Origin of the sequence: Burkholderia sp. AU6039 (assembly GCF_002223365.1) — a bacterium.
In the GTDB taxonomy this organism is placed as follows: Bacteria; Pseudomonadota; Gammaproteobacteria; order Burkholderiales; family Burkholderiaceae; genus Burkholderia.
On sequence record NZ_NKFK01000003.1, the window covers coordinates 1,477,626 to 1,502,414 of the forward strand.

27 protein-coding genes are annotated in these 24,789 nt (G+C 67.2%); 12 read left to right on the plus strand and 15 right to left on the minus strand.

Features of this window, described 5'->3' with window-relative positions; translation table 11 throughout:
- Positions 1 to 37: 37 nt before the first annotated feature.
- From CFB39_RS09480 to CFB39_RS09490, 3 genes are all read right to left on the minus strand, one after another.
- Positions 38 to 736: an energy transducer TonB gene (locus CFB39_RS09480; protein ID WP_089472864.1), complete on the minus strand. Its 699-nt coding sequence runs from the start codon at positions 734 to 736 to the stop codon at positions 38 to 40.
- Positions 737 to 1,549: 813 nt separating this feature from the next.
- Complete coding sequence (locus CFB39_RS09485; RefSeq protein ID WP_031401741.1) at positions 1,550 to 2,035, minus strand: aminoacyl-tRNA deacylase; 486 nt, start codon at positions 2,033 to 2,035, stop codon at positions 1,550 to 1,552.
- A 124-nt stretch (positions 2,036 to 2,159) separates the two neighbouring features.
- Positions 2,160 to 3,137, minus strand: a complete 978-nt coding sequence (locus CFB39_RS09490) for a cysteine synthase A (RefSeq protein ID WP_089472865.1) — start codon at positions 3,135 to 3,137, stop codon at positions 2,160 to 2,162.
- Between the two features lie 143 nt (positions 3,138 to 3,280).
- Here CFB39_RS09490 and CFB39_RS09495 point away from each other — a divergent pair, with 143 nt between their 5' ends.
- Both CFB39_RS09495 and CFB39_RS09500 read left to right on the plus strand, forming a co-directional pair.
- On the plus strand, positions 3,281 to 3,769 hold the full coding sequence (locus CFB39_RS09495) for an adenosine-specific kinase (RefSeq protein WP_089472866.1): 489 nt from the start codon (positions 3,281 to 3,283) through the stop codon (positions 3,767 to 3,769).
- Positions 3,770 to 3,993: 224 nt separating this feature from the next.
- Positions 3,994 to 4,287 carry a YciI-like protein gene (locus CFB39_RS09500; protein ID WP_089472867.1) on the plus strand — a complete coding sequence of 98 codons (294 nt, stop codon included), beginning with the start codon at positions 3,994 to 3,996 and terminating at the stop codon, positions 4,285 to 4,287.
- Positions 4,288 to 4,294: 7 nt separating this feature from the next.
- On the opposite strand, the gene corA is transcribed toward CFB39_RS09500, so the two are convergent.
- Positions 4,295 to 5,272 carry a magnesium/cobalt transporter CorA gene (gene corA / locus CFB39_RS09505; protein ID WP_089472868.1) on the minus strand — a complete coding sequence of 326 codons (978 nt, stop codon included), beginning with the start codon at positions 5,270 to 5,272 and terminating at the stop codon, positions 4,295 to 4,297.
- A gap of 180 nt (positions 5,273 to 5,452) precedes the next feature.
- On the opposite strand from corA, the gene cydX reads away from it, so the two are divergent.
- Entirely contained in the window at positions 5,453 to 5,599 is a 147-nt protein-coding gene (cydX, locus tag CFB39_RS09510; protein ID WP_089472869.1) for a cytochrome bd-I oxidase subunit CydX, read from the plus strand.
- The gene (locus CFB39_RS09515) at positions 5,596 to 6,213 is read left to right on the plus strand and encodes an ATP-binding protein (RefSeq protein ID WP_089472870.1); all 618 of its coding nucleotides are present in this window, start codon (positions 5,596 to 5,598) and stop codon (positions 6,211 to 6,213) included. The genes cydX and CFB39_RS09515 overlap by 4 nt, the downstream gene beginning before the upstream one ends.
- Before the next feature lie 96 nt (positions 6,214 to 6,309).
- Here the strand turns inward: CFB39_RS09515 and CFB39_RS09520 are convergent, their stop codons facing one another.
- Positions 6,310 to 7,410 carry a saccharopine dehydrogenase family protein gene (locus CFB39_RS09520; RefSeq protein ID WP_039357959.1) on the minus strand — a complete coding sequence of 367 codons (1,101 nt, stop codon included), beginning with the start codon at positions 7,408 to 7,410 and terminating at the stop codon, positions 6,310 to 6,312.
- Positions 7,411 to 7,658: 248 nt separating this feature from the next.
- On the opposite strand from CFB39_RS09520, the gene CFB39_RS09525 reads away from it, so the two are divergent.
- From CFB39_RS09525 to CFB39_RS09540, 4 genes are all read left to right on the plus strand, one after another.
- Entirely contained in the window at positions 7,659 to 8,441 is a 783-nt protein-coding gene (locus CFB39_RS09525) for a hypothetical protein (RefSeq protein ID WP_089472871.1), read from the plus strand.
- A 47-nt stretch (positions 8,442 to 8,488) separates the two neighbouring features.
- A complete protein-coding gene (locus CFB39_RS09530; protein WP_089472872.1) occupies positions 8,489 to 8,929 on the plus strand; it encodes a hypothetical protein in 441 nt (146 codons plus the stop codon).
- Positions 8,930 to 9,010: 81 nt separating this feature from the next.
- Entirely contained in the window at positions 9,011 to 9,676 is a 666-nt protein-coding gene (locus CFB39_RS09535; RefSeq protein ID WP_089440160.1) for a response regulator transcription factor, read from the plus strand.
- The gene (locus CFB39_RS09540) at positions 9,652 to 11,082 is read left to right on the plus strand and encodes a HAMP domain-containing sensor histidine kinase (RefSeq protein ID WP_089472873.1); all 1,431 of its coding nucleotides are present in this window, start codon (positions 9,652 to 9,654) and stop codon (positions 11,080 to 11,082) included. The genes CFB39_RS09535 and CFB39_RS09540 overlap by 25 nt, the downstream gene beginning before the upstream one ends.
- A 3-nt stretch (positions 11,083 to 11,085) precedes the next feature.
- Here CFB39_RS09540 and CFB39_RS09545 read toward each other — a convergent pair whose 3' ends face one another.
- Positions 11,086 to 11,550, minus strand: a complete 465-nt coding sequence (locus CFB39_RS09545) for an Lrp/AsnC family transcriptional regulator (RefSeq protein ID WP_006481526.1) — start codon at positions 11,548 to 11,550, stop codon at positions 11,086 to 11,088.
- A gap of 255 nt (positions 11,551 to 11,805) precedes the next feature.
- Here CFB39_RS09545 and CFB39_RS09550 point away from each other — a divergent pair, with 255 nt between their 5' ends.
- Both CFB39_RS09550 and CFB39_RS09555 read left to right on the plus strand, forming a co-directional pair.
- A complete protein-coding gene (locus tag CFB39_RS09550; protein ID WP_089425500.1) occupies positions 11,806 to 12,357 on the plus strand; it encodes a Spy/CpxP family protein refolding chaperone in 552 nt (183 codons plus the stop codon).
- A 130-nt stretch (positions 12,358 to 12,487) separates the two neighbouring features.
- Entirely contained in the window at positions 12,488 to 12,919 is a 432-nt protein-coding gene (locus tag CFB39_RS09555; protein WP_089472874.1) for a PGDYG domain-containing protein, read from the plus strand.
- Positions 12,920 to 12,952: 33 nt separating this feature from the next.
- Here CFB39_RS09555 and CFB39_RS09560 read toward each other — a convergent pair whose 3' ends face one another.
- The 8 genes from CFB39_RS09560 to CFB39_RS09595 form a co-directional block, all read right to left on the minus strand.
- On the minus strand, positions 12,953 to 13,315 hold the full coding sequence (locus CFB39_RS09560; protein ID WP_089472875.1) for a DUF3022 domain-containing protein: 363 nt from the start codon (positions 13,313 to 13,315) through the stop codon (positions 12,953 to 12,955).
- Between the two features lie 13 nt (positions 13,316 to 13,328).
- Complete coding sequence (locus tag CFB39_RS09565) at positions 13,329 to 14,120, minus strand: YhfC family glutamic-type intramembrane protease (protein ID WP_089472876.1); 792 nt, start codon at positions 14,118 to 14,120, stop codon at positions 13,329 to 13,331.
- A 54-nt stretch (positions 14,121 to 14,174) separates the two neighbouring features.
- A complete protein-coding gene (locus tag CFB39_RS09570) occupies positions 14,175 to 15,218 on the minus strand; it encodes a LacI family DNA-binding transcriptional regulator (protein ID WP_089472877.1) in 1,044 nt (347 codons plus the stop codon).
- A gap of 438 nt (positions 15,219 to 15,656) precedes the next feature.
- On the minus strand, positions 15,657 to 16,622 hold the full coding sequence (locus CFB39_RS09575) for an NAD(P)-dependent oxidoreductase (protein WP_089473260.1): 966 nt from the start codon (positions 16,620 to 16,622) through the stop codon (positions 15,657 to 15,659).
- 5 nt (positions 16,623 to 16,627) lie between these two features.
- The gene (locus CFB39_RS09580; protein WP_039357927.1) at positions 16,628 to 17,908 is read right to left on the minus strand and encodes an MFS transporter; all 1,281 of its coding nucleotides are present in this window, start codon (positions 17,906 to 17,908) and stop codon (positions 16,628 to 16,630) included.
- Positions 17,909 to 18,168: 260 nt separating this feature from the next.
- A complete protein-coding gene (locus CFB39_RS09585; RefSeq protein WP_089472878.1) occupies positions 18,169 to 19,161 on the minus strand; it encodes a sugar kinase in 993 nt (330 codons plus the stop codon).
- A 28-nt stretch (positions 19,162 to 19,189) separates the two neighbouring features.
- A complete protein-coding gene (locus tag CFB39_RS09590) occupies positions 19,190 to 19,954 on the minus strand; it encodes a TIM barrel protein (RefSeq protein ID WP_089472879.1) in 765 nt (254 codons plus the stop codon).
- A gap of 160 nt (positions 19,955 to 20,114) precedes the next feature.
- On the minus strand, positions 20,115 to 21,008 hold the full coding sequence (locus CFB39_RS09595; RefSeq protein ID WP_089472880.1) for a LysR family transcriptional regulator: 894 nt from the start codon (positions 21,006 to 21,008) through the stop codon (positions 20,115 to 20,117).
- A 112-nt stretch (positions 21,009 to 21,120) separates the two neighbouring features.
- Between CFB39_RS09595 and CFB39_RS09600 the strand changes: the two genes are divergently transcribed.
- Both CFB39_RS09600 and CFB39_RS09610 read left to right on the plus strand, forming a co-directional pair.
- A complete protein-coding gene (locus tag CFB39_RS09600; RefSeq protein ID WP_089425506.1) occupies positions 21,121 to 22,188 on the plus strand; it encodes a YeiH family protein in 1,068 nt (355 codons plus the stop codon).
- A gap of 103 nt (positions 22,189 to 22,291) precedes the next feature.
- The gene (locus CFB39_RS09610) at positions 22,292 to 24,025 is read left to right on the plus strand and encodes a ClcB-like voltage-gated chloride channel protein (RefSeq protein ID WP_208450617.1); all 1,734 of its coding nucleotides are present in this window, start codon (positions 22,292 to 22,294) and stop codon (positions 24,023 to 24,025) included.
- Between the two features lie 54 nt (positions 24,026 to 24,079).
- Here the strand turns inward: CFB39_RS09610 and CFB39_RS09615 are convergent, their stop codons facing one another.
- Positions 24,080 to 24,700, minus strand: a complete 621-nt coding sequence (locus CFB39_RS09615) for a TetR/AcrR family transcriptional regulator (protein WP_089425509.1) — start codon at positions 24,698 to 24,700, stop codon at positions 24,080 to 24,082.
- Between the last annotated feature and the right edge of the window lie 89 nt (positions 24,701 to 24,789).

Below are 24,789 nucleotides of genomic sequence, written 5' to 3' on the forward strand. Positions count from 1 at the left end.
TTTTTCCGGCCCGGATCGCGCCGGGCCGCCCACTGCATCAATTCAGATTGAACGAAAACGGAACCTGGACCCGTACCGACTGGCCCTGCGCGACGCACTTGAAGCGCTTCACGGTGTTGAAGGCAGCACGATCGAGGATCGGATCAGCCGACTGCGCCACACGCTCGTTCGTGATGTTCCCTTCCGCATCCACGACGAACTCGATCGTCACGTCGCCGGTGATGTTGTTTTCCTGCGCCTCTTTCGGATACTGGATCGACGCGCGAAGCGTGTCCGAATTCGGGCAGACCACCCCCACGTCATGGCTGACGGGCTTGGCCGGCGCGGGAGGCGCCACGACCGGCGCCTGCACGGCGGGTGCGGACGGTACCGGGGCCGACTGATGCGTGATCGTCGCCTGCGGCGGCGCCTGCACCGGCACCTCCGGCGGCGGGACGAACGGCGGCGGCGGCGGCGCGAATTTCGGCGGCGGGAGCTTGACCACGGGCATCGGCGGAGGCGGCGGCGGCTTGACCGGCTCGATGATGCGGGTTTCGATCGGGTGCTGGATCACCTGCACGACTTTCGTCGCGAGTCCGTTGAGCAGCGCGTAGATCAGCACGACATGCAGCACCAGGACGATTCCGATGCCGCCGAACCGGCGTACCGGATTCTGTTGCTTCTTGCCGAACTCTCGCGGACGGCCCAGCGTAGCCAGTCCGCTGTTCGACGTAGCCAGACGTTCTTCGACTTTCATGCCCACTATCCATCCCCCAAGCGATTCGCCCAGTTTCGGATCGCTGCCGGCGGCGAAGCCTGGTCGGCATCGCCACCGCATCAATCCGAACATTTCATTTCAAATTCAATTAGCAATCCGAATTGAAAGAATTCAATTCGAATGCCAATTCATTCTTTTTCAAGGAATCGTTCCGGCCGGCGCGGCCCGGTTATGCACCGAAAAAAACGCGCCAGCACGTTCAGGCAATTGTCAGCTGAGCGGGCGGCACCTTACATTTCGTATGACGACCCGCCGTCCGTTACACGGTGATGTCAATGGCGCCGTTCACTTGGGTGCAGACAATAGCAAGGAAAAAATTTTGACGTCAAACTTTATTTGATGCCCGAATACAAAGTTTGGAGGGTTTATTCAAATAATATTCCGGTAAGCACAAACCAACCTTTTATTATAAAAACGGTAATTGAATTGTATGGATATATGCGAAAACGGATATTAATCTGTTTCGACATAAATATCGGCATATTTCCCGCACCGCACCAAAATGGGCTGCGCCGGAAGCGACCGGCAGAATACGCCCCTCCCCGCATCGGTCGTCGGATACGCTTGATCAACTGACTCGAACCGGCCGACACCGCGCCCTCGGAACGCCCGAAACCCTGCGGATATCCGGAAATTTGATCTGCAATGCCATGCAATTTTCATGATGGCCTGGCACTCGACGAAACTCCGCAAACAATTTCGCATATCGAATTAAATATCGCCCGACCACTTGCCGCCTCGATACGCGGCCGTGTCAGACACGCACTGACCAGCGCCCTTGCACCGCGCGCGTCAGGAGTGCATGCCCTGCATCTTGTGCGAGAAATGCGCGCGCTCGGCCGTCTCCATCAGCATCAGGAATTCGTCCTGCATCATGTGGATCAGCGCTTCGTGATCGCCGGCCTCGAAATAGACTTCCGGCTGCTGCGCGAGACGTTCCTCGAGAAACGTCTTCATGCCGTACGCCATGCACACCGGCGGCAACGCGCCCATGTCGCAATCCTTGAACAGCTCGCGCAACTCGACCTCCCGGGCGAGCACGAGATGGCGTCCCGTCTTCACCCAGAGATCCGACAGGCGCACGGCGTGCGTGGTCGGCAATACGGCGGCGACGTAGCCTTCGTCGTCTTCGAGGAGCACGGTTTTCGCGAGGCGATCGCCGGGAATATGCGCGGCGGCAGCCGTCTCCATGCTCGTATGGCTATAGGGGTGGTACACCACTTCGTACCGCGATGACTTCTGACGCAGGCAATCCTGCAGGGTGGCTGATACAGGCATGGCACACCTCGTCTTGGCGAAACGGGCGAACGGCGTTCGCACCGGATTCGTTCAGCATAGGTCGCATTCCGGCGGATGGAAAACCTCACCGCTCCCGCGCTTCGCACCGACTCGACACACGGGTTCAGTCCCCCGGATCCAGTCCCTTGTCACGTAGCCATTCCCGACTGAACAGCCGCGTGCGATAGATGTCGCCACGGTCGCACAGCAAGGTCACGATCGTGTGCCCCGGGCCCATCCGGCGGGCCAGCCAGACCGCCGCCGCGACGTTGATGCCGCTCGATCCGCCGACGTACAGCCCCTCCTCGCGCAGCAGCCGGTAGACCATCGTCACGCACTGCTGATCGTCGATCCGCACGGCATCGTCGATCGGCGTGTCCGCAAGGTTCATCGTGACACGCGTCGATCCGATGCCTTCGGTGATCGAGCTGCCCTCCGCGCCGAGGTCGCCCGTCTTCACGTACCCGTAGAGCCCGCTGCCGTGCGGGTCGGCCAGCACGATCCGGACGTCCGGCTTCTGCTCTTTCAGATAACGGCTCACGCCGGCCAGCGTGCCGCCCGTCCCGGTCGCGCACACGAACGCATCGATCGTGCCCGCCGTATCGCGCCAGATCTCGGGGCCGGTCGTCTCGTAGTGCGCCTGGCGATTGACGACGTTGTCGAACTGGTTGGCCCACACCGCGTTGTCGAGTTCGTCCGCGAGCCGCCCGGCAATCTTCTGATAGTTGTTCGGGTCACGGTAGGGCGCCGCCGGCACCGGGCGCACCTCTGCGCCGAGCGTGCGCAGGATCGCCATCTTGTCCGGCGATTGCGTGTCGGGAATCACGATCACGCAGCGATAGCCGCGCGCCGCGCAGATATGCGCCAGGCCGATGCCGGTGTTGCCCGCCGTGCCCTCGACCACGGTGCCGCCCGGCTGCAGCACGCCACGCCGCTCGGCGTCGCGGATGATGTAGAGTGCCGCGCGGTCTTTCACCGACCCGCCCGGATTCATGAATTCCGCCTTGCCCAGGATCTCGCAGCCCGTCTCGGCGCTGAGCTTCGCCAAGCGAATCAGCGGCGTGCGCCCCACGCAATCGACGAAGCCTTGTCGCACGTCCATGTCGCCCTCCATTGCCTTCGCGCAGCGCGCGCCACACACAACGAAGGATAGGCCGCCCGCGCCGCTTTCGTCGCCGGCTGCAGCGTACTAAGCTTGAAGCGCCCATTGCGGCCCACGCGCCGCATCGCGAGACGAGGTCCGCCATGCTGCAACTGCAAACCGTTGCCGTCGACAAGCCCGAGACCGTGAACTTCATCCTCGGCCAGTCGCATTTCATCAAATCCGTCGAGGACATCCACGAGGCGCTCGTCGGCACCGTGCCCGGCATCCGCTTCGGGCTCGCCTTCTGCGAGGCGTCGGGCAAGCGGCTGGTGCGCGACTCCGGCACCGATGCGGCGCTCGTCGACCTCGCCTGCCGCAACGCCGGCGCGATCGGCGCCGGTCACGCGTTCATCGTGTTCCTCGGCGACGGATTCTTCCCCGTCAACGTACTCAACGCGATCAAGGCCGTGCCGGAGGTCTGCCGGATCTATTGCGCGAGCGCGAACCCGACCGAGGTGATCGTCGCGGAAACCGCGCAAGGACGCGGGATCGTCGGCGTCGTCGACGGCTTCGGGCCGCTCGGGGTCGAAAATGACGACGACATCCGCTGGCGCAAGGATCTGCTGCGCACGATCGGCTACAAGGCGTAGGGATCCTCCCCGCCCGCGGCCTGTAGACCTAGGCTGCATGGAAAGCGCGTTGCGGCCGGGATTTCAAGGCGAGCGATGCTTAGACCGTTAGTTGCATTTTCGACCACTGAAACGCGCCGCCCTCCGCGTCGTGTCGCCGCCCTCCGCGTGCCCTATACTGCCCGCAGCAAACTGACTGACGGCGCGCTGACGCACCGGCCGCCGCGATTCTTCCCGGAGCCGCCATGCATTACCAGTTGACCTACGAACTCGTCGACGATTACCTGTCCCGTCGCGAACCGTTCCGCGCCCAGCACCTCGCGCTTGCGCAGGCTGCGACCGAGCGCGGCGAACTCGTGCTCGCCGGCGCGCTGTCGGACCCGGCCGACCAGGCCGTGCTCGTGTTCGAAGGCGATTCACCGGAGGCGGCCGAGTCGTTCGCGCGCGCCGATCCGTATGTGCAGAACGGCCTCGTGAAATCGTGGCGCGTGCGTCCGTGGCGCGTCGTGGTCGGCAAGCATGCGCCGCCCCACGCGTGACGCGGGACTACAGCCACCCTGCCCGCTTGAAGCGCCACCACAACGCGAAGTCGGCCACGACCATCACGCCGATACAGCCGTAGAAGCCGTATTTCAGGTGCAGTTCGGGCATGTTCGCGAAGTTCATCCCGTAGATGCCGGCGATCATCGTCGGGATCGCGAACAGCGCGGCGAACGAGCCGAGCCGCTTCGTCACCTCGTTCTCGGCCAGCGAGATCATCCCGAGGTTGACCTGGATCGCCGTGACCACCATCTCGCGCCGTCCTTCGATCGTCTTCACGATCCGCTGCAGATGGTCGTACACGTCGCGAAAGTACGGCTCCATGCCGCTGCAGACTTGCGGAATGCGCCCGCCGGTGAGCTTCGCCAGCGGCTCGAGCAGCGGCGCCGTGTGCTGGTACAGCATCACGAGCCGGCGCTTCAGCGAATAGAGATCCTCGATGATCGCGCGCGACGAGGCGGGCGTGGCCTTCGCGAAGATGCGGTCCTCAAGCTGCTCGAGCTCGGTGCCGAGCGTTTCGAGGATCGGGAAATAGCGGTCGACGACCTGATCCATCAGCGCATAGAACACGAATGCCGAACCTTCCTGGAGCAGATGCGGCTCGCGCTCGCAGCGCTTGCGCACGTCGCGAAAATCGTGCTCGGTATGGTTGCGGATCGACAGCACGTAATTCGGGCCGACGAACACGTTCAACTCGCCGACCTTGAATTCATCCTCGTCGTCCAGCTCGACCGTATGCAGCACCGCGAACAGCGAATCGCCGTACTCCTCGATCTTCGGCCGCTGATGCCCCTTGCGAGCATCCTCGAGCGCCAGTTCGTGCAGCCCGAATTCCTCGCCCATCAGGTCGAGTTCCTCGGGCGTCGGATCCTTCAGCGCGACCCACACGAAGCACTCGGGCTTCGACACGTAGTCGCTGATGGCGTCGATATCGATGTCGGCCAGCTTGCGGCCGTCCTGGTATGCAGCACAGTTGATCAGCATGGTGTTCGTGACGTTGCGGTTTGCGCATCAGTTTACCGGTTTGCTGCGCGGGCGGCCCGGCTTGCGCGGCTCGGCGATATTGGTCATGATCGGGCTGCGTGCGCCGCAGCATGCGCACCCGGACACTTCGGCCCCCCCAGCCGCACGGCCGTGCGGCCCAACCGTCAAGGAGACAGACCCATGTGGTATTTCTCGTGGATACTCGGCATCGGCGTGGCGCTCGGCTTCGGCATCATCAACGCGATGTGGCTGGAAGCGGAAGTCTTCTCGCGCGGCGACAAGCGCAACGGCGCGTCGGGCCCGCGCTCGGGGGGCAAGGCTTCGTGACGCATCTGGTGTTCTTCTGCGGTCACGCCGGCACCGGCAAGACCACGCTCGCGAAGCGGCTCATCGGGCCGCTGATGCGCGCGACCGGCGAGGCCTTCTGCCTGCTCGACAAGGACACGCTGTACGGCCGCTACAGCTCGGCCGCGATGGGTGCGCTCACCGAGGATCCGAACGACCGCGACAGCCCGCTCTACCTGAAGCACCTGCGCGATCCCGAATATCAAGGACTGCTCGACACGGCCCGTGAAAATCTTGCGCTCGGCATCGGCGCGCTCGTGGTCGGCCCGCTGTCGCGCGAAGTGCGCGATCGCCGCATTCTCGATCGCGCCTGGCTCGGCATCGCGCCCGACGTCACGCTGACGGTCGTCTGGGTCCACACGTCGGAAGACGTCGCGCACCAGCGGATCGTCGCGCGCGGCAACCCGAACGATGCGTACAAGCTCGCGCACTGGGATGAATACCGGCAGCGCCGCTTCGTGCCGACCGGCCACGAATGCGACGGCATCGTGATGTTCGACAACACCGCGCCCTCCGACACCGACGTCGAGGCGCTGCTGTACCGCATCGCGCCGCCTCCGCTCGCGGCCACGATCGTCCCGCCGCTGCCGGCGTGACCAGCCGCTCTTTTTCGTCACCCGCAAAAAACAACGCCGGAAGCGCTGTTGCGCTCCCGGCGTCGTACGGCCCTCGTGCCAGAGGCTGACAGGTGGTCAGGCTACTTCGTGCACGCGCTCCATCGTGCCGCCTTCGTACAGCTTGCCGAAGCGGTTCGACAGGAACGCCTTCAGCGACACCTTTTCCTGCGGGATGAAACCGCTCTGCGGCAGCTTCTTTTCGCGGAACAGATCCAGCACCGCGCACATCGCGCCGGCCGTCGTGATCTGGATCGCGCTCATGTGCATCCCGCACACGTCCTTCGCGAAGATCTTGCGCGTGAACACGTCCTGCACCAGCTGGCCGTCCTTCACGCCCGTCACCGTGATGAACACGAGCACGACGTCCTGCTTCGTCGACGGCACCGCGCGGCGCATGATCGACTTCAGCGTGTCGCGGTCGGTCGACAGGCGCAGGTCTTCCAGCAGGAACTGCACGAGATCGCGGTGGCCCGGATAGCGCACCGACTTGTAGTCGAGCGTCTCGACCTTGCCCGACAGCGTCTCGCACAGCGTGCCCAGGCCACCCGACGTGTTGAACGCTTCGTATTCGGTACCGTCGAGCGAGAAGTGCTCGAGGCCTTCCAGCGGCTGCACCCATTGCTTGCGACCGTCGCGGATTGCTTCGCACGGCTGGCAGTATTCGTTGATCAGGCCGTCGACGCTCCACGTCAGGTTGTACTTCAGCGCGTTGGTCGGATACTCGGGCAGCGCGCCGACGCGCATCTTCACGTCGCGCACTTCGCTGAAGCCATTCACCAGCTCGTGTGCGGCGAGACCGATGAAGCCCGGTGCGAGGCCGCACTGCGGCATGAACGCACGGTCGGAGCCTTCGGCCAGTTCGCGGATCGCGTGGGTTGCGCGCACGTCTTCGGTCAGGTCGAAGTAGTGGACGCCGGCAGCCTTCGCGGCGGCGGCGACGTTGACCGCGAGGTAGTAAGGCAGCGCGTTGACGAGCGCATCGAAGCCCTTCACGGCTTCGCGAATCGCGTTTGCATCGGCCGAATCGACCCGTTGCGTCGCGATGCCTTCGCGCGACAGCTTCGCAAGCGCATCCGCATCACGGTCGAACGCGACGACTTCGTAGTCGCCCGTTTCACGCAGCATGTGAGCAATGGTGTGGCCGATCAGACCTGCGCCGACGATGGCGATTTTCATGCGCTTATCTCCTGATGATGGGTTGGTGTTGTGAACGGCGTTGAGCCATGAACACAGTGTAGGGACGCGCAAAATCAGTTCCAAGACGAAGAATGATGCGAAACGACCGATAATTTCGACGTTTCGACGATCCATTTCGTCGAAGTGTCGAAACGACGCGTTTTTACCGCTGCCGGCCCCGCTATGGCTGGCCTAAGTCTTCCGTTTCAGACTGCATGCCGACCACCCGACTCCCAAGGAGGCACCGCATGCAATCCCTGCCCGCTCATCGCTCGCCGCACTGGCTGAACAAGGTGCCCGACGTCGCACTGTCGTTCTGGATCATCAAGATCATGTCGACCACGGTCGGCGAAACCGGCGCGGACTTTCTCGCGGTCAACGCAGGGCTCGGCCAGACCGTCACGCGCGTCGCGATGGCGTCGCTGCTCGCGATCGCGCTGTGGCTGCAGTTGCGTACGCGCCGCTACGTGCCGTGGATCTACTGGCTCACGGTGGTGCTGGTCAGCATCGTCGGCACGCAGATCACCGACCTGCTCACCGACGGCCTGAACGTCAGCCTCTACGCGAGCACGGCCGCGTTTGCCGTCGCGCTCGCCGCGATCTTCTTCGTGTGGCATCGCGTCGAAGGCACGCTGTCGATCGACACGATCGTCACGCCGCGCCGCGAGCTGTTCTACTGGGCCGCGATCCTCTGCACGTTCGCGCTGGGCACCGCCGCGGGCGATCTCGCGACCGAGGCGCTCGGGCTCGGCTTCACGCTCGGCGCGCTGTGCTTCGGCGGTTTGATCGCGGCCGTGTTCGTGATGTGGCGGCTCGGTGCCAACGCGGTGCTCGCGTTCTGGATCGCGTACATCCTGACGCGCCCGTTCGGCGCATCGCTCGGCGACCTGCTCACGCAGGCCCGCACCTACGGCGGGCTCGGCTTCGGCGCCGCCTGGACGAGCCTGCTGTTCCTGACCGTGATCGTGCTGCTCGTCGCCGTCGCGCAGTTCGGCAGCGGCCCGCGCACGCAGGCCGGCACCACTGAATGACGCCCTTTCCTTTCCGTTCTTTCCATCCATCGAATCGAGGACACGCCATGCGCATCCCCCATCCCGTTTCCCGTCTCGCCGTTGCCGCGGCCACGATTGCCTTGTTGAGCGCCGCCGCCGGCTGCTCGAAACAGCAGGATGCAAGCGCAGCGACTCCGGTGCCTGCCTCGGCCGCCGCATCGCCTGCCGCGGCCCACGCATCGAAGCTCGGCGACCTGTCGCCGTTCCGCACGATCGCCGTCGACGTGAACACGCTCGTCGCCAAGGGCGACCTGCCCGGCGCGAAAACGCGCATCAAGGATCTCGAGATCGCGTGGGACTCGGCCGAAGCCGGCCTCAAGCCGCGCGCCGCCACCGACTGGCACATGGTCGACCAGGAGATCGACCGCGCACTCTCCGCGCTGCGCGCCGATCATCCGACCCAGGCCGATTCGGCCGCCGCGATGAAGAACCTGCTCGCGGCGCTCGACCGGTTCAGCGGCAAATAAGGATCGCAGCACGCCGCCGCACGTGACGCCCGTGCGGGAATCGCATACGCTGGCGGCGTTTGCGCCGCACGGAGAACACGCATGCGAATACTGCTCGTCGAAGACGACCCGATGATCGGCGAGGCCGTCCACGCCGCGCTGAAGGACGCGTCGTACGCCACCGACTGGGTCACCGACGGCGTGCGCGCGTTGACTGCGTTCGCCGCGCAGCCCTACGACCTGGTCCTGCTCGATCTCGGCCTGCCCGGCCGCGACGGGCTCGACGTGCTGGCGGCCATCCGTGCGAAGGACGCCAGCGCGCCGCTGCTGATCGTCACCGCCCGCGACGGGCTCGACGATCGACTGGCCGGCCTCGACGGCGGCGCCGACGACTACATCGTGAAGCCGTTCGAGATGGCCGAGCTGCTCGCGCGGATTCGCGTCGCGATCCGGCGCCGGGCCGGTTCGGCCGCGCCGCTGTTGAGTAACGGGATCGTGTCGCTCGACCCGGCGACGCGCGAGGCCGCCGTCGACGGGCACGCGCCGGTGCCGCTGTCGAATCGCGAGTTCGCGCTGCTGCGCGCGCTGCTGGTGCGCCCGGGTGCGATCCTGTCGCGGCGCGAGCTCGAGGATCGCCTGTACGGCTGGGGCGAGGAAGTCGAAAGCAATGCGGTCGAATTCCTGATCCATTCGCTGCGCCGCAAGCTCGGCAGCACCGTGATCAAGAACGTCAGGGGTGCGGGATGGATGGTTTCAAGAAGCGCCTGAGCGAGTCGATCGGCTTCCGGCTGTCGGTCGCGCTGTCGGCCGCGATCCTGGTCGTCGCGACGGCCGCGGCCGCGTTCGCGTTTTCATCGGCATTCGACGAAGCGCACGAACTGCAGGACGACGTGCTGCGCGAGGTCGCGACGCTGCTCGACCGCGAGCACGCGTCGTCGCTCCATGCCGACGGCACCGGCCCCGCGCGCGAAAGCGACGAGCTGTCGCGCGTGTTCGTGCAGCCGCTCGGCAGTGCACCGCAACCGCAGCCGGGCAGTGACGGCACGCCGCGGCTCGCGCTGGCGCCGACGCTTGCCGACGGGCTGCATACGGTCGATGCCGGCGGCAGCACGTATCGCGTGATGGTCCGGACCTTCGCGAACGGCGAGCGCATCGCGGTCGCGCAGGAAGCCGGCATGCGCGACGATGTCGCACGCGAAAGCGCGTGGCGCACCGCGTTGCCGCTGTTGATCCTCGTCCCGATCCTGCTGCTGCTCGTCGCCGATCTCGTGCGCAAGCTGTTCCGCCCGGTGGCCGCGCTGTCCGCGGGCATCGATGCCCGCGACGAGCACGACCTGCGCCCGGTGCCGGCCGAGCGCGTGCCGGTCGAGGTGCGGCCGTTCGTCGTCGCGATCAACCGGATGCTGGAGCGCGTCGCGCAGTCGGTCGCCGCGCAGCGCCGCTTCGTCGCCGACGCCGCGCACGAACTGCGCTCGCCGCTCACGGCGATGTCGCTGCAGGCCGAGCGCCTCGCCGAGGCCGACCTGCCGGACGATGCGCGCGCACGGCTCGCCGCGCTGCGCGGCGGGCTCGACCGCAGCCGCCACCTGATCGGGCAGCTGCTTGCGCTCGCGCGGGCGCAAAGCGCGCCGGCCGCGCCGCCCGGCGACGTGTCCGTCCATGCGATCTATCGGCGCGTGCTGGAAGACCTGATGCCGCTCGCCGACGCGAAAACCCTCGACATCGGCATCGAGGACGGCCCGGACACGGACGTGCCCGTCGACGAACTCGAACTCGTGTCGCTCGTGATGAACCTGGTCGACAACGCCATCCGCTACACCTCGCCGGGCGGACGCGTGGACCTGTCGACGCAACGCACGGACACGCACGTGTGCGTGACGATCGCCGACACCGGGCCGGGCATCGCGCCGCACGAACGCGAACGTGTGTTCGACCCGTTCTACCGCGTGCCCGGCAACGCGCAGATCGGCTCCGGGCTCGGCCTGTCGATCGTGAAGATCGTCGCGGACCGGATGGGTGCCGACATTGCGCTCGCCTATGCGGATGAAACGGAAACGCGCGGGTTGCGTATCTCGGTGCGGATTCCGCTCGTGCGGCCGCCTGGCGCGGCGCAGCCCGACAGCCGGGCCGATACCCCGGCGCCACACGCACGACGCGACGCAGGCCGCGCCTGAGCGTCAGCCGCCGATGGTCCCGCGATCGATCTTGCGCGACAGGATGATCGACGTCGTCGTGCGTTCGACGCCTTCGAGCGTGCCGATCTGGTCGAGCAGGTCGTTGAGCCGTTCGGGCGAATCGGCGCGCAGCCACGCGACGTAGTCGTACTCGCCGCTCACCGCGCACAGCAGTTGCACCTCGGGCATCCGGTCGAGCTTGCGCAGCACGTCCTTGCCGAACTTCGGCGTGAGAATGATGCCGACATACGCGTAAATGCTTGCATCGAGCACGTCCTGCCCGAGCCGGACGCTGTAGCCGGCAATCACGTTGGTGCGTTCGAGCCGCGCGATGCGGGCGACGACCGTCGTGCGCGCGACGTCGAGCTGGCGCGCGAGATCCGCGACGCTGGCGCGCGCATCGGCCTGCAGCAGCGCGACCAGTTGCCGGTCGAGATCGTCGAGTTGGTCGAGGCGGGGTGGACGCATGAGGCTGGGCCGGGGCACGACGCGCCGGCTGAGTGGAAGGTGACGCGATGATAGCGCCGAACGCAGGCCCGCCCAAACGCCGTCGCCCGGACCCGAGTCGGACCTTTCAATTTCGATTCGTATCGGATGTAAGCAAGTGTCGCATTCACTGCTGCGCTGCACGCAACGTGCTACTAATACCGTGCGACGCGAGAAACGCGCTTGCGGCAGTTGCCGCCGCGCCCGCTCGCAAGACACCACCCCGGAGAGCCAACCATGAAGAAAATCTCGCTCACCCTCGCTACGCTCGCCGTTGCAGCCAGCGCGTTCGCGCAAACCCCGGCGCAGCCGCAAGCGCCCGCCCAGGCCCCCGCAACGACGGCCGCGGCGTCGGCCCCGAGCGCCGAGCAACGCGCGGCACGCCATGAAGCGCGCGTCGAGCAGCGCATCAAGTATCTGCACGACCAGTTGAAGATCACGTCGGCGCAGGAACCGCAGTGGAAGACGTTCGCGGATACGATGCGCGACAACGGCGACACGATGGGCCGCCTCTATCGCGAACGGATGGCGAAGCACGACGTCTCCGCGCTCGACGACATGAAGCAGTACGCGGAACTGTCGCAGGCGAACGCCGACGGCGCGAAGAAGCTCGCCGACGCCTTCGCACCGCTCTACGAGAGCTTCCCGGCCGACCAGAAGGCGCTGGCCGACACGACGTTCCGCAGCTGGCTGCACCATGGCGGCGAGCACCGCGGCAAGGGCAAGACGAAGGGCACCGATGGCAAGGCGGCAGCCGCGCCGGCCGCCAGCGCCCCCGCGCAGCCCTGACGCCCGCCCTGCCGGCGCCGTACCGCCCGTCCGGGCCGAACGGCGCCGCGCCAGGCGACCGGCGCGTCACACGGCGCGCCGAATTCGGGATAAGCTGCCGGCTTTTACAGCTTTCCCGCCCTTCCCCGCCATGCTCGAACTCAAGCACCTCGACCTGCGTACCGATCCGCAGGCCCGTCGCGTCGTCAAGGACGAAACCGTCGCCGTCGCCTTCGCGCAGGCCGACGGCGAACTGATGAGCCTCGAAGGCCCGAACCGCTATGCGGCGGGCGACGCGCTGATCACGGGCTCGACCGGCGACCGCTGGGTCGTGTCGCGCGCGCGCTTCGACGCCAAATACCTGCCTGCCGATCCGGCACTCGCACACGGCGAACCGGGCGCCTACCGGAACCGGCCGGCCGTCGTGCTCGCCCGCCGGATGGACGAGCCGTTCACGATCGCCCGCTCGGAAAACGGCGACACGCTGCGTGGCGTGGCCGGCGACTGGGTGATGCAGTACGCGCCCGGCGACTACGGCGTCGTGCAGGCGCAGCGCTTCGCGCAGGTCTACCGCGACGCGTAATGCAGCGCGCCGGCATGGCGCCGGCGCGAACGGTCACGCAAAGTCTTCGTCGAGTACGAGTTCCGCGTCGCGCTCGACGGCCTCGCCGGCCGCGTGACGCTCCTCGAGCGATCCGAGCATCGCTTCCGTATACGCATGCAGCACCGCATGGCTGCGCGCCCGCCGCATCGGCTTGAGCGCCAGGTAGCGCGCGAGCGCGGCCGGCACGATACGGATATCGAGCGTCATCCGCTTCGGCGCCGAGCCGAAACGCATCGCGAGCCACTGCACGGACAGGAACCGCCCGCGTGCGTCGCTGCTTTCGGCGAAACGCGTCTGCTCCGGAAAGAGATCGCAGATCACGCGTGCGAGCGCGTCGAATTCCGCGCTCTGGCATTCGATCAGATAGTCATCCATCCCGTCTCTCCCGTCAGGCTGCCGCTTGCGACGGCCGGCATGCCTTCACCAGCACGACGACCAGGATCGCGGCGAGCACGAAATACGCGGCCTCGACCCCGCCGGCCGGCAGCACGCGCACCTGGTACAGCAATGCCGGCGCGGCCGCGAGCGCATGCAGCGCGATCGCGAGCGGCAACACGCCCGCGCGGCCGGCGCGCACGCCACGCCAGACCAGCACCGACAGCGCGAGCTGCAGCACGAATGCCGCGCAGCGTTCGAGCAGCAACAGCAGCATCGACTGCGCCGACAGCGTCGCAAGCATCACGTGCAGCCGCACGACGGTATCGCCCGGCAGGTCGGCGAGTTGTGCTTCGAGCTGGCCGCGGCTCGCGAGCCACGCGAGATACGACCACTGGCCCCATACGAGTACGCCGACGAACCATGCTTCGGCGCCACCGTGACCGATCCCGTAGCCGATTCCGCGGCTGTCGCCGGCCGACGACGGGCCATAGCGGCAGCTCAGGAAACGCATCCCGAGATAGCGGCCGACTTCCTCGAATACGGCGGTCGCGAGCGCGCTGTACGCGACGAACGCGAGCGGCTGCGTGAGCCAGCCGTCCGGCGGCGTCTGGCTCAGCACGAGCCCGTGGAACGCGCGTTCGAGGATCATCGCGAACAGCGTGAAGACGGCCACGCCGACGATCGTGTCGCGGCGGTTCAGCGCCAGCGGCTTGCGCAGGAGTCGGTAGAGGACGAGCGGCAGGAGCGCGATGATCAGCGTGGCGGCGATCAGCACCGCCAGCGTGACGGGAGCGACAGTCATGTATTTCCTTGTTCGGGGCAGCGCACCTGACGCGCTGCGTGCCCCGAATGATACTCAGCTTGCGGTCGACGCGCGCGCAACCAGCTCGCCCGGCAACAGCGAGACGCGTACGTCACCCGCCGCACCGTCGATCCGCTCGTGCACGAATTCGACGGCCTTGTAGCCGATTTCGTAGGTCGGCTGGCGGATCGTCGTGATCCCGATCAGCTCGGCCCATTCCGGATCGTCGATCGACAGCAGCGCCGCCCGCTGCTGCCATGCGGTGCCGAAGCGCGCGCGCAGGTGGCGCGCGATCGCGAGTGCGACCGGCGCGTTCGCGGCGAACAGCGCCGCGCGCACGCCGCGCCGTGCCGCGTCGTCGATGCGGGCATCGATGTCGGCCAGCGCCGCCGTGACCGCGTCGGGTTCGTTCAGGTCGAGCACGACCGTCGACGGCACCGTCAGCCCGCGCGCGGCCAGTGCCGTGCGGAACGCGGCCTCGCGCAGGCGCCGCGAGCTGACGCGCTCGAACGGCTGCACGACGAAATGGATCGCGTCGAAACCGTGTTCGACCAGGTGCGCGAGGGCCGTCTCGATCGCGTCGGCGTTGTCGAGGCCGATCAGGTCGGCCTCGAAGCCTTCGACCGTGCGGTCGACGAGCACGGCCGGGATGCCGGCGCCGCGCAGCGGGCGCAGCACGTCCTCGTCGGCGCCGAGCGCGTTGACGATCAGCCCTTCGACGCGGTAGGTCGTGAGCAGCTGCAGGAAGCGGCGCTCCATCTCGACTTCATTCGCCGCGTGGCAGATCAGCGGCATGTAGCCGAGCGCGTGGCACGCGGCCTCGACGCCCTGCAGCACTTCGACGGTATAGGGATTGGTCAGGTCGGCCGCGAGCATGCCGAGCAAGCGGTTGCGGCCGCGCTTGAGCCCGCGCGCCATCTGGTTCGGCCGGTAGTTGAGCCGCGCGATCGCCGCTTCGATCCGCTGGCGCAGATCGGTGGACAGCACGTGCGTCTCGCCGTTCAGATAGCGCGACACACTGGTCTTGCCCGTGCCGGCCTCGCGCGCGACGTCGCTGATCGTCGCCGGACGCGTCGTGGTTGGTTGCGAATCGGTCACTGTCGTGCCTCGCGACGTACGATCCGCGCCGCTTCGTGAGCAGACGGACCTTTGTTGTTGGAAACGTAAGCCACCCGGTGGAATCTCCCTGTCGGTCAGCGTTAGCGCTTTAGCGCTTACGCTGACCCCATGCTTCGCGGTCGACCCGCGTTAGCGCTTTTGCGCTTACGTGGATCCCATGCTTCGCGGTCGATCAGCGTCTGCCCTTCAGCACCGGCGCGTCGGCACCCGCCCCGGTCACCTGCAACAGCAGTCGGCCGCACCGGACTGGCGCGGATACCCGTCGCGGGACGCCGCCGGCAGCATTGCCGGGCCGTCGATGCGACGCGCGGGGATCATAACGCAGCCAGCCCTCCGGCACCAAGACCATCGACTCTAACGAAGCCGGCGCCCCGCCGGCCGGGGGACGGCCGGGGGTCGCCCCGCCACCGCCGCGGCTCAAGCGCGCGCGAGTGCATCCGGATTGACGAGATTCGTGCGCAGCGTGCCGGCCAGCGCGCCGACCAGGTTTTCCGCGGCACAGCGCGCCATCGCGTGGCGCGTCTCGTGCGTCGCCGAGCCGATATGTGGCAGCGCGACGACGTTCTTCATCTGCAGCAGCGGCGAATCCGCCGCCAGCGGCTCCTTCTCGAACACGTCGAGCCCCGCGCCGCGGATCGTGCCCGCGCGCAGCGCATCGATCAGCGCGGCTTCGTCGACCACCGGCCCGCGCGATGCGTTGATCAGGATCGCCCCGCGCTTCATCTTCGCGAATTCGGCCGCACCGATCAGGTGGTGCGTTTCCGGCGACAGCGGCACCTGCAGGCACACGAAATCCGCTTGCGCGAGCAGTTCGTCGAGCGTGACGCGCCGCGCGCCGTACTGCGTCTCGGCTTGCGCATGCGCGGAACGGTTCGCGTACAGCACCTGCATCCGGAAGCCGAGCGCCGCGCGGCGCGCGACCGCGCCGCCGATCCGCCCGAGCCCGACGATGCCGAGCGTCTTGCCCTGCACGTCGGTGCCGTACAGGTCGGGGCCGATGCTGCGATGCCAGTGGCCGGCCTTCACCCACTCGGCCAGCTCGACCACGCGTCGCGCGGACGCGAGGATCAGCGAGAACACCGTATCGGCGGTCGACTCGGTCAGCACGTCCGGCGTATGCGCGAGCACGATCCCGCGCCGCGTGAGATCCGCGACGTCGAAGTTGTCGTAGCCCACCGAGATCGTCGACCACGCCTTCAGCCGCGGTGCGCGGTCGAGCATCTGCGGCGTGACCTTCAGGCTCGCGCCGATCGCGCCGTCCGCGTCGCCGAGTGCATCGGCAAGGGCGGCGGCGCCGTCGGCCTGCACGACGTCCGCATGCTCGCGCAGGTACGCGAGGACGTCATCGGGCAGCGGCTTGTACGCGACGATACGGGGCTTCATCGGATTCATTTTCCTTGCAGCGGCGTCGCGAGCGGATGCGCATCGCGCGCCTGGGGTTTGACGGACAGCGTGAGGATCACCGCGGCGACGAGCGCGGCGCTCATGAACGCATACGACGCGACGGGCGAGCCGGTCGCCCCGTTCAGGTAGCCGACGAAGTACGAGCCCACGAACGAACCGAGCGCGCCCATGCTGTTGATCAGCGCCATCGCGCCGCCGGCGACGTTCTTCGGCAGCAGTTCCGGCACGATCGCGAAGAACGGGCCGTACGGCGCGTACATTGCGGCGCCGGCCACGACCAGCAGCGCATACGAGATCCAGAAGTGCGACGAGCCGAGTGCGTACGATGCGGCGAACGCAGCCGCGCCGATCAGCAGGAACGGCCACACGAAACCGCGGCGGGAGCCGACCTTGTCGGACGCCCACGATGCGGCAATCATCGCGATCGTCGCGGCGAGATACGGCAGCGCGGACAGCCAGCCGGTCGCGACCATCCCGAGGTCGGAGCCGTTCTTGACGATCGACGGCAGCCACAGCACGAAGCCGTACACGCCGATGCTCCAGCAGAAATACTGGGCGCACAGCTTGATCACGGCCGGCGAGCGGAATGCTTCGCCATAGTTGCGCACGGGCTTGATCGCTGCCTGCTCGGCCGCGAGTGCGGCGTCGAGGTCACGCTTTTCCTGCGCGTTGAGCCACGGCGAATCGGCCGGCTTGTCCTGCACGAGGAACCACCAGCACACGGCCCAGAGGACGGCCGGCACGCCTTCGGCGATGAACATGTGGCGCCAGCCGAATTCGTGCACGAGATAGCCCGACACGATCGACATCCACAGCACGGTGACCGGGTTGCCCAGGATCAGGAACGTGTTCGCGCGCGAGCGCTCGTTCTTCGTGAACCAGTTGCTGATGTAGATCAGCATCGCCGGCATCACGGCTGCCTCGACGACGCCGAGCACGAAGCGGATCGCCATCAGTGACGGGATGTTGCTGACCACGCCCGTGAGCGCCGCGCACGCGCCCCACAGGATCAGGCTGACGAACACGAGCTTCTTCACGCTGCGGCGTTCCGCATAGATCGCGCCGGGAATCTGGAAGAAGAAGTAGCCGAGGAAGAACAGCGCGCCGATCAGCGACGACAGGCCCTTGCTGATCCCGAGGTCCTGGTTGATGCCGGCCGCGGCCGCGAACCCGTAGTTCGCGCGGTCGAGGTAGGCGAGGCTGTACGTGATGAAGACGATCGGCATGATCGTCCACCAGCGGCGGGCAGCGAGAGAGTTGGCCATCAGAATGTCTCCTGTGTCGGCCGGAGTTAGCGCTTTAGCGCTTACTCCGGCCCCATGCTTCGCGGTCGATCAGAGTTAGCGCTTTAGCGCTTACTCTGATCCCATGCTTCGCGGTCGACCAGAGTTGGCGCTTCAGCGCTTACTCTGGCTCATGCTCCACAATCGACCAGAACAAACGCGTCAGCGCCCGTCCCGGTCCCGTACCATGCCGTGCGCATGCACGACGAAATGAGTCCGCGGATTGTGCCGTGTCCGGCCTCTCATTGCGCGGTGAAGGTTTCCTCTAGGCGATCGGCGCCATTGCTGACGTTTTCGAATCGATCGAGCGCGGCGCGGGTCGGCAGTCCTTCCGAGTCGCCGATCACCTGGATCGCGAGCGCACCGATCCGGTTGCCGCGCGCCACCGCCTGCTCGATCGTCCTGCCCTCCAGCAGCGCGCTGACCACGCCGACCGCGAAGCCGTCGCCGGCGCCAACCGTGTCGACGACGTTCTGCACGCGCTCGCCCGTCACCGTTCCGTCACGGCCGTCGGCCGTCCGGTAGTACGCACCTTCCGCGCCGAGCTTGATCACGACACCGCGCGCGCCCTGCGCAAGATAGAAGCCCGCGATGTCGGCCGGCGTGTCGTGCCCGGTCAGTTGCCGCCCTTCGGCGATGCCCGGCAGCACCCAGTCCGCAAGCGACGCGAGCGCGTTCAGCGTCTTCGCCATCACGTCGGCGGACGGCCACAGCGTCGGGCGCAGGTTCGGGTCGAACGAGATCGTCTTGCCGGCCGCGCGCATTTCGCGCGCGAGCTTGAACGCGAGCTCGCACGACGTCGCGGAGATCGCCGGTGCGACGCCCGTCAGGTGCAGGTGGCGCGCGCCGAGCACGTAGTCGGCCACGTAGTCGTCGCACGACAGGTGGCTCGCGGCCGAGCCCTTGCGGAAATATTCGACGGTCGGGTCGCTGCCGTCGTCGTTGCGCGACTTGAGCTGGAAACCGGTCGGGTAACGCGGATCGACGGTCACGCACGACGCGTCGATGCCCTCGCGCGCCAGCGTGTCGAGTACGTAGCCGCCGAACGAATCGCGGCCGACACGGCTCATCCAGCCGACCCGGAAGCCGAGCCGCGACAGGCCGATCGCGACGTTCAGGTCGGCGCCCGCGACCCGCTTCGTGAACTGCGTCGCGTGCGCGAGATGGCCGGGCTCGGTCGCGACGAACATCGCCATCGCTTCGCCGTAGGTCACGACATCGAGTGCTGCTTTCATGAATGTACTCTCCAGGATCCTTGCGCCGTCACGCCGTGGCGAGCCACGCAACGCGCCGGCATGCATCGCCCGCCAGGTCGGACGCGTCGAACGGGAACTCGATGCCGCGCGGCGCGTGCTGCGGCAGCACCGCGAGCACGCCGGTCACGAGCGGATCGTTCGGGGCCGGCGCGGTGGCGAAACGACGCGCGCCCTCGCCCGCGACTGCCTTGCAGTGAATGTATTCCACATGCGGCGCGAGCACTTGCGCGCAATCAAGCGGTGCTTCGCCCGGCCACTGCCAGTTGCCGATGTCGAACGTCATCCCGAGCGCATCGGGCACGCCCGCCGCGGCCAGTGCGTCGAACAGCCCGCGGAACTGCGCAAGCGCGCCGCCGACCGGAAGCTGGCCGTTCTCGACCACCACGCGGGCCCGCGCGCCGCGCGACAGCGCGACGATCTCGGCTGCGTGCGCATCGCCGGCGAAGCCGCCGAGCTGGAATTTCACGAAGCGCGCGCCGAGCGCGTCGGCTTCCGCGAGCGCGCTGCGCAATGCGTCCGCATCGAGCGCGCCCGTTTCCGTGTACAGGTTGGCCGGCGTCGAGAACACCGACCACAGTCCGTGGCTGGCCAGTTGCGCGCCGAGCGCGGCCAGCGCGCCAGGCGTGGCCGCCTCTTCCGACGTGAACAGTTCACGCCGCACCTCGAAGCCGGTCGCGCCGGCTGCCGCCGCGGTCGCGATGAATGCGCTGTGGCCCTCCTGACGCACGCGGTCCATCCCGAATGCGCTCGCCACGATCACGATGTCTGTCATGTTGCCCTTTTTCACCGGAATGGAACCGGTTCCATTTGCTTGAGACGGATGGTGCGCTTCGCTTCGGACCCACGCCATAGAGGAAATCCCTAAGACGGTGCACGGCGCGAACGCGCGCCCGACGGCGCGCAACGCACGTTCCCGGGCCGGGTTCGTTCGCTCAGGCGCTGTCGTGCGCGAGGCTCATTTCGAGGAATTGGGCGGCGACCCGCGACGGCGCACCGCCGTGCGGCACGAGAATGGAAAAGTGACGAGTGAGCGGCTTGGGCGCGAGCGAGCGCAAGACGAGCGCGGCATCGTCGTGACGCAGCGACATCGCCGATACGAACCCGACGCCCATCCCGGCCCGCACGGCTTCCTTCACGGCCTCGACGCCCGCGATCTCGAACGCGACGCGCATCGGCGCCGCGCCTTGCGCGAACGCACGCTCGACGAGCTGCCGCACGGCGGACCCCGCCTCGCGCAGCACGAGCGGATGGGCGGCCAGCGCGTCGAGCGTGACCCCCGCCGCATATTCCGGAGCGGCCAGCGGATGACCGGTCGGCACGATCGCCACGATCTCGTCCTCGCGCCACGCGTGCACCGCGGTGCCCGGCGGCAGTGCCTCGCCGGGCGGCCCTTCGATCATCGCGATATCGAGCGACGGCAGCGCCGCGACCACGTCGGCCGTGTTGCCGCTCATCGTCTGGATCGCCACGCGCGGCGCGCGCGGCTGGAACGCCGCGATCAGGTACGGCAGCAGGTAACTCGCGGGCGTCGTGCTCGCGCCGATGCGCAGCGTGCCGGCCTCGAGGCCGCGTACCGCGTCACGAAACGCACGTGCCTGCGCGAAGGTGTCGCGCTGCGCCTTCGCGTACTGCGCGAGCTGCTCGCCGACCGGGGTCAGGCGGATACCGCGGCCTTCGCGCTGGTACAGCGGCTCGCCGAATTCGTCCTGGAGCAGCCGCAACTGGCCCGACACGGCCGGCTGCGACAGATGCAGCGCCACGGCGGCGTGGCTGATGTTCAGGTGCTCGGCGACGGCGGCGAACGTTATCAGTTGATCCGGGGTCATGGGGATAAATTATCGGCTTTCCGGATAGTTTACGTCACAAATCACAATTTTTCATATCGATATAACGAAATTAGGATTACAGCATCGCAACACGCTCCATCACGGTGCTTCCATGTCCACTGCTCCGACTCCCCATCTCAGCCCCGCCGCGCCGTCGATGCGCGGCCAGTTGAACGGCGTGCTGTTCGTCGCGCTGTTCGCCGCCGCCGTCACGAGCCTGTCCCAGCTTCCCGCGATCGCGGGGCTCGGCCTGTCGCCGCTGATCGTCGGCATCGTCGCAGGCGCGTTGTACGGCAACGCGCTGCGCGACGGCATGCCGGCCAGCTGGGCGGCCGGCGTCAATTTCTCCGCGCGCAAGCTGCTGCGCATCGCGGTCGCGTTCTTCGGGTTGCGCGTGAGCCTGCAGGAAATCGCGCAGGTCGGGCTGCCGGGCCTGACGGTGTCGGTGCTGGTCGTCGTCAGCACGCTCGTGATCGGCACCTGGGCCGGCATGAAGATCATGAAGCTCGACCGCGATTCCGCGCTGCTGACCGCCGCCGGCAGCGCGATCTGCGGCGCGGCCGCCGTGCTCGCCTTCGAATCCACGCTGCAGTCGAAGCCGCACCAGAGCGCGATGGCCGTGGGCAGCGTCGTGCTGTTCGGCACGCTGTCGATGTTCCTGTACCCGATCGCGTATCACGCCGGGCTGCTGAACCTCGATCCGGCCGGCCTCGGCCTGTTCTTCGGCGGCACGATCCACGAGGTCGCGCAGGTGGTCGGCGCGGCGAGCGACATCAGCCCGCAGGTCGCGCACATCGCGACGATCGTCAAGATGACCCGCGTGATGCTGCTGGTGCCGGTGCTGCTGGTGCTCGGCGGGTGGCTGGCCCGCTCGGCACGCGCCACTGCCGGCGGCGCGCACGGCAAGCGGAAGGTGGCCGTGCCCTGGTTCGCACTCGGCTTCCTCGGCTTCGTGATCGTCAATTCGCTGAACGTGCTGCCCGCCGACGTCACGCACACGCTGAACGTGCTCGACACCTTCGCGCTGACGATGGCCATGACCGCGCTCGGCATCGAAACCCGCGTCGCGCAGATCCGCGCAGCCGGCCCCCGGGCGCTGATGACCGGCCTGATCCTGTACGTGTGGCTGATCGCCGGCGGCTACGGGATCACCTGGGCCGTGCAGCACTGGCTTGGCTGAGTTGCCCGCCCGTGACACTTCGCGCGCCGCGCCCGACGGGAAGGTCCCGCGGGCGCGGCGCAGTGCTATGCTTCGCGTCGTTTTCCATCGCCCTCTTTCAGCCGTGCTCTCGTTCCTGCTGAAGCTGCGCACTCGCGCCCAAACGCTGTTCCGCCTGTCGGACGCCCATACGATGCTGATCTGGTCGGCCATCGTCGGCGTCGGCGGCGCCTTTGCCACGATGGCGTTCCGCGAAGGCATCGACCTGATGCAGCACCTGATCTCCGGGCAAAGCGGCAGCTTCGTGCAGATGGCCAAGCGCCTGCCGTGGTACGTGCGGTTCTGGATGCCGGCCGCGGGCGGCTTCCTCGCCGGCTGCGTGCTGCTGCTCGCGACCCGCGGCGCCAAGCAGGCCGCCAAGACCGACTACATGGAATCGGTCGCGCTCGGCAACGGCATCGTGCCGGTCCGCCAGAGCCTGTGGCGCAGCGTGTCGTCGCTGCTGACGATCGGCAGCGGCGGCTCGATCGGCCGCGAAGGCCCGATGGTGCAGCTCGCGGCGCTCGCCGCGTCGCTGGTCGGCCGCTTCGTGCACTTCGATCCGCCGCGCCTGCGCCTGCTGGTCGCCTGCGGGGCGGCCGCCGGCATCACGTCCGCGTACAACGCGCCGATCGCCGGCGCCTTCTTCGTGTCGGAGATCGTGCTCGGCGGCATCGCCATGGAAAGTCTCGGCCCGATGATCGTCTCGTCGGTCGTCGCGAACATCGTGATGCGCGAATTCGCCGGCTACCGGCCGCCGTACGAGATGCCGGTGTTTCCGGCCGTCACCGGCCCCGAAGTGCTGCTGTTCGTCGTGCTCGGCGCGCTGTGCGGCGTGCTCGCGCCGCAGTTCCTGCACCTGCTCGATGCGTCGAAGAACCAGTTCAAGCGGCTGCCCGTGCCGCTGCCCGTGCGGCTCGCGCTCGGCGGCCTCGTCGTCGGCGTGATCTCGGTCTGGGTGCCGGACGTGTGGGGCAACGGCTACAGCGTGGTGAACCTCATCCTCCATTCGCCGTGGACCTGGCAGGCACTCGTCGCGGTGCTCGTGTTCAAGGTGATCGCGACCTCCGCCACCGTCGGCTCCGGCGCGATCGGCGGGGTGTTCACGCCGACGCTGTTCGTCGGTGCGGTGTTCGGCTCGCTGTTCGGGCTCGCGATGCAAGCCGTGTGGCCCGGCCATACGTCGGCGTACTTCGCGTACGCGATCGTCGGGATGGGCGCGTTCCTGACGGGCGCCACGCAGGCGCCGCTGATGGCGATCCTGATGATCTTCGAGATGACGCTCAGCTACCAGGTCGTGCTGCCGCTGCTGGTGTCCTGCGTCTTCGCGTACTTCGTCGCGCGCGCGACCGGCACGACGTCGATGTACGAGATCACGCTGCACCACCACCAGGATGCCGAGGAACGCAGCCGGATCCGCACCACGCAGATGCGCGAGCTGATCCAGCCCGCGCAGACGGTCGTGCCGCTCACCGCGAGCGTCGCCGACATGACGCGCGTGTTCCTCGAATATCCGGTGAAGTATCTGTACGTGACCGACGACGCCGGGCGCTTTCGCGGCGCGGTCGCGCTGAAGGACATCACGTCGGACCTGCTCGACAAGCGCGACACGGCCGACAAGACGGCCGCGCACTATGTGCACACGCCGTTTCCGCTGCTCACGCCCGACATGCCGCTCGCCACCGCGCTCGAACGCTTCATGGCGTTCCAGGGCGAACGCCTGCCGGTGATCGAAAGCGAAGCCGAGCCGACGCTCGCCGGGGTCGTCTACAAGACGTCGCTGCTCGATGCGTACCGGCGGATGACCGGCGAGCGCTGACCGGTCGGTTCGTCGCCGGCAGCGTGACCAAGGTGGCCCGAGGCCGGAGCCCGCTCAGTCCGGCGCGCGCCCAAGCACCACGCGCGCGAAGAACCCCGCCAGCACCGACTCGGCCACCTCGGCCGACACGTGCTGCGGATCGGCCGAGTAGTACGACTGCACGCCGTCGCACAGGCACATCAGCCCGAACGCCAGCGTCTCCGCCGGCAGCAGCAGCGGCGTACCCGCACGCTCGGAGAAGCGCCGGATGAACTCGGCCATCTGCAGGCGCTTGCCATGCAGGAACTGGTTGAAGCGCACGCGGAATTTCGCGTCGCGCGCGGCCTGCAGCTTCGCCTCGCCCCACAGCAGCGAATATTCGTCGTCCTGAAACAGCGTCCGGTAATACGCGAGCGACATCGACTCCATCTGCTCGCGCGTGCCGCCCCCGTCGAAGATCGCCTGGAAATCGGCCTGCACCTCCGCGTGATTGCGCTCCAGCAATGCCAGCAGCAGGTCGGACTTGCTGCGGAAATTCGAGTAGAACGCGCCGCGCGTATAGCCGGCCGCCGCCGCGATGTCCTCGACGCTCGCGGCGACAAAACCTTTCTTCAGAAAAATACGGTGCGCGGCAATCAGCAGACGTTCGCGCGTCTGGTCCCTGCTCTGCTCGCGAGTTAAGCGCTGTGGTTTCATGGCGCGCAGTCTAGCACCCTTTACCTTTCGGATTCATCTTTGCATTCAGATACAGGTGTGTATTAGAATTCGCCACAGTTTCTGAAAGA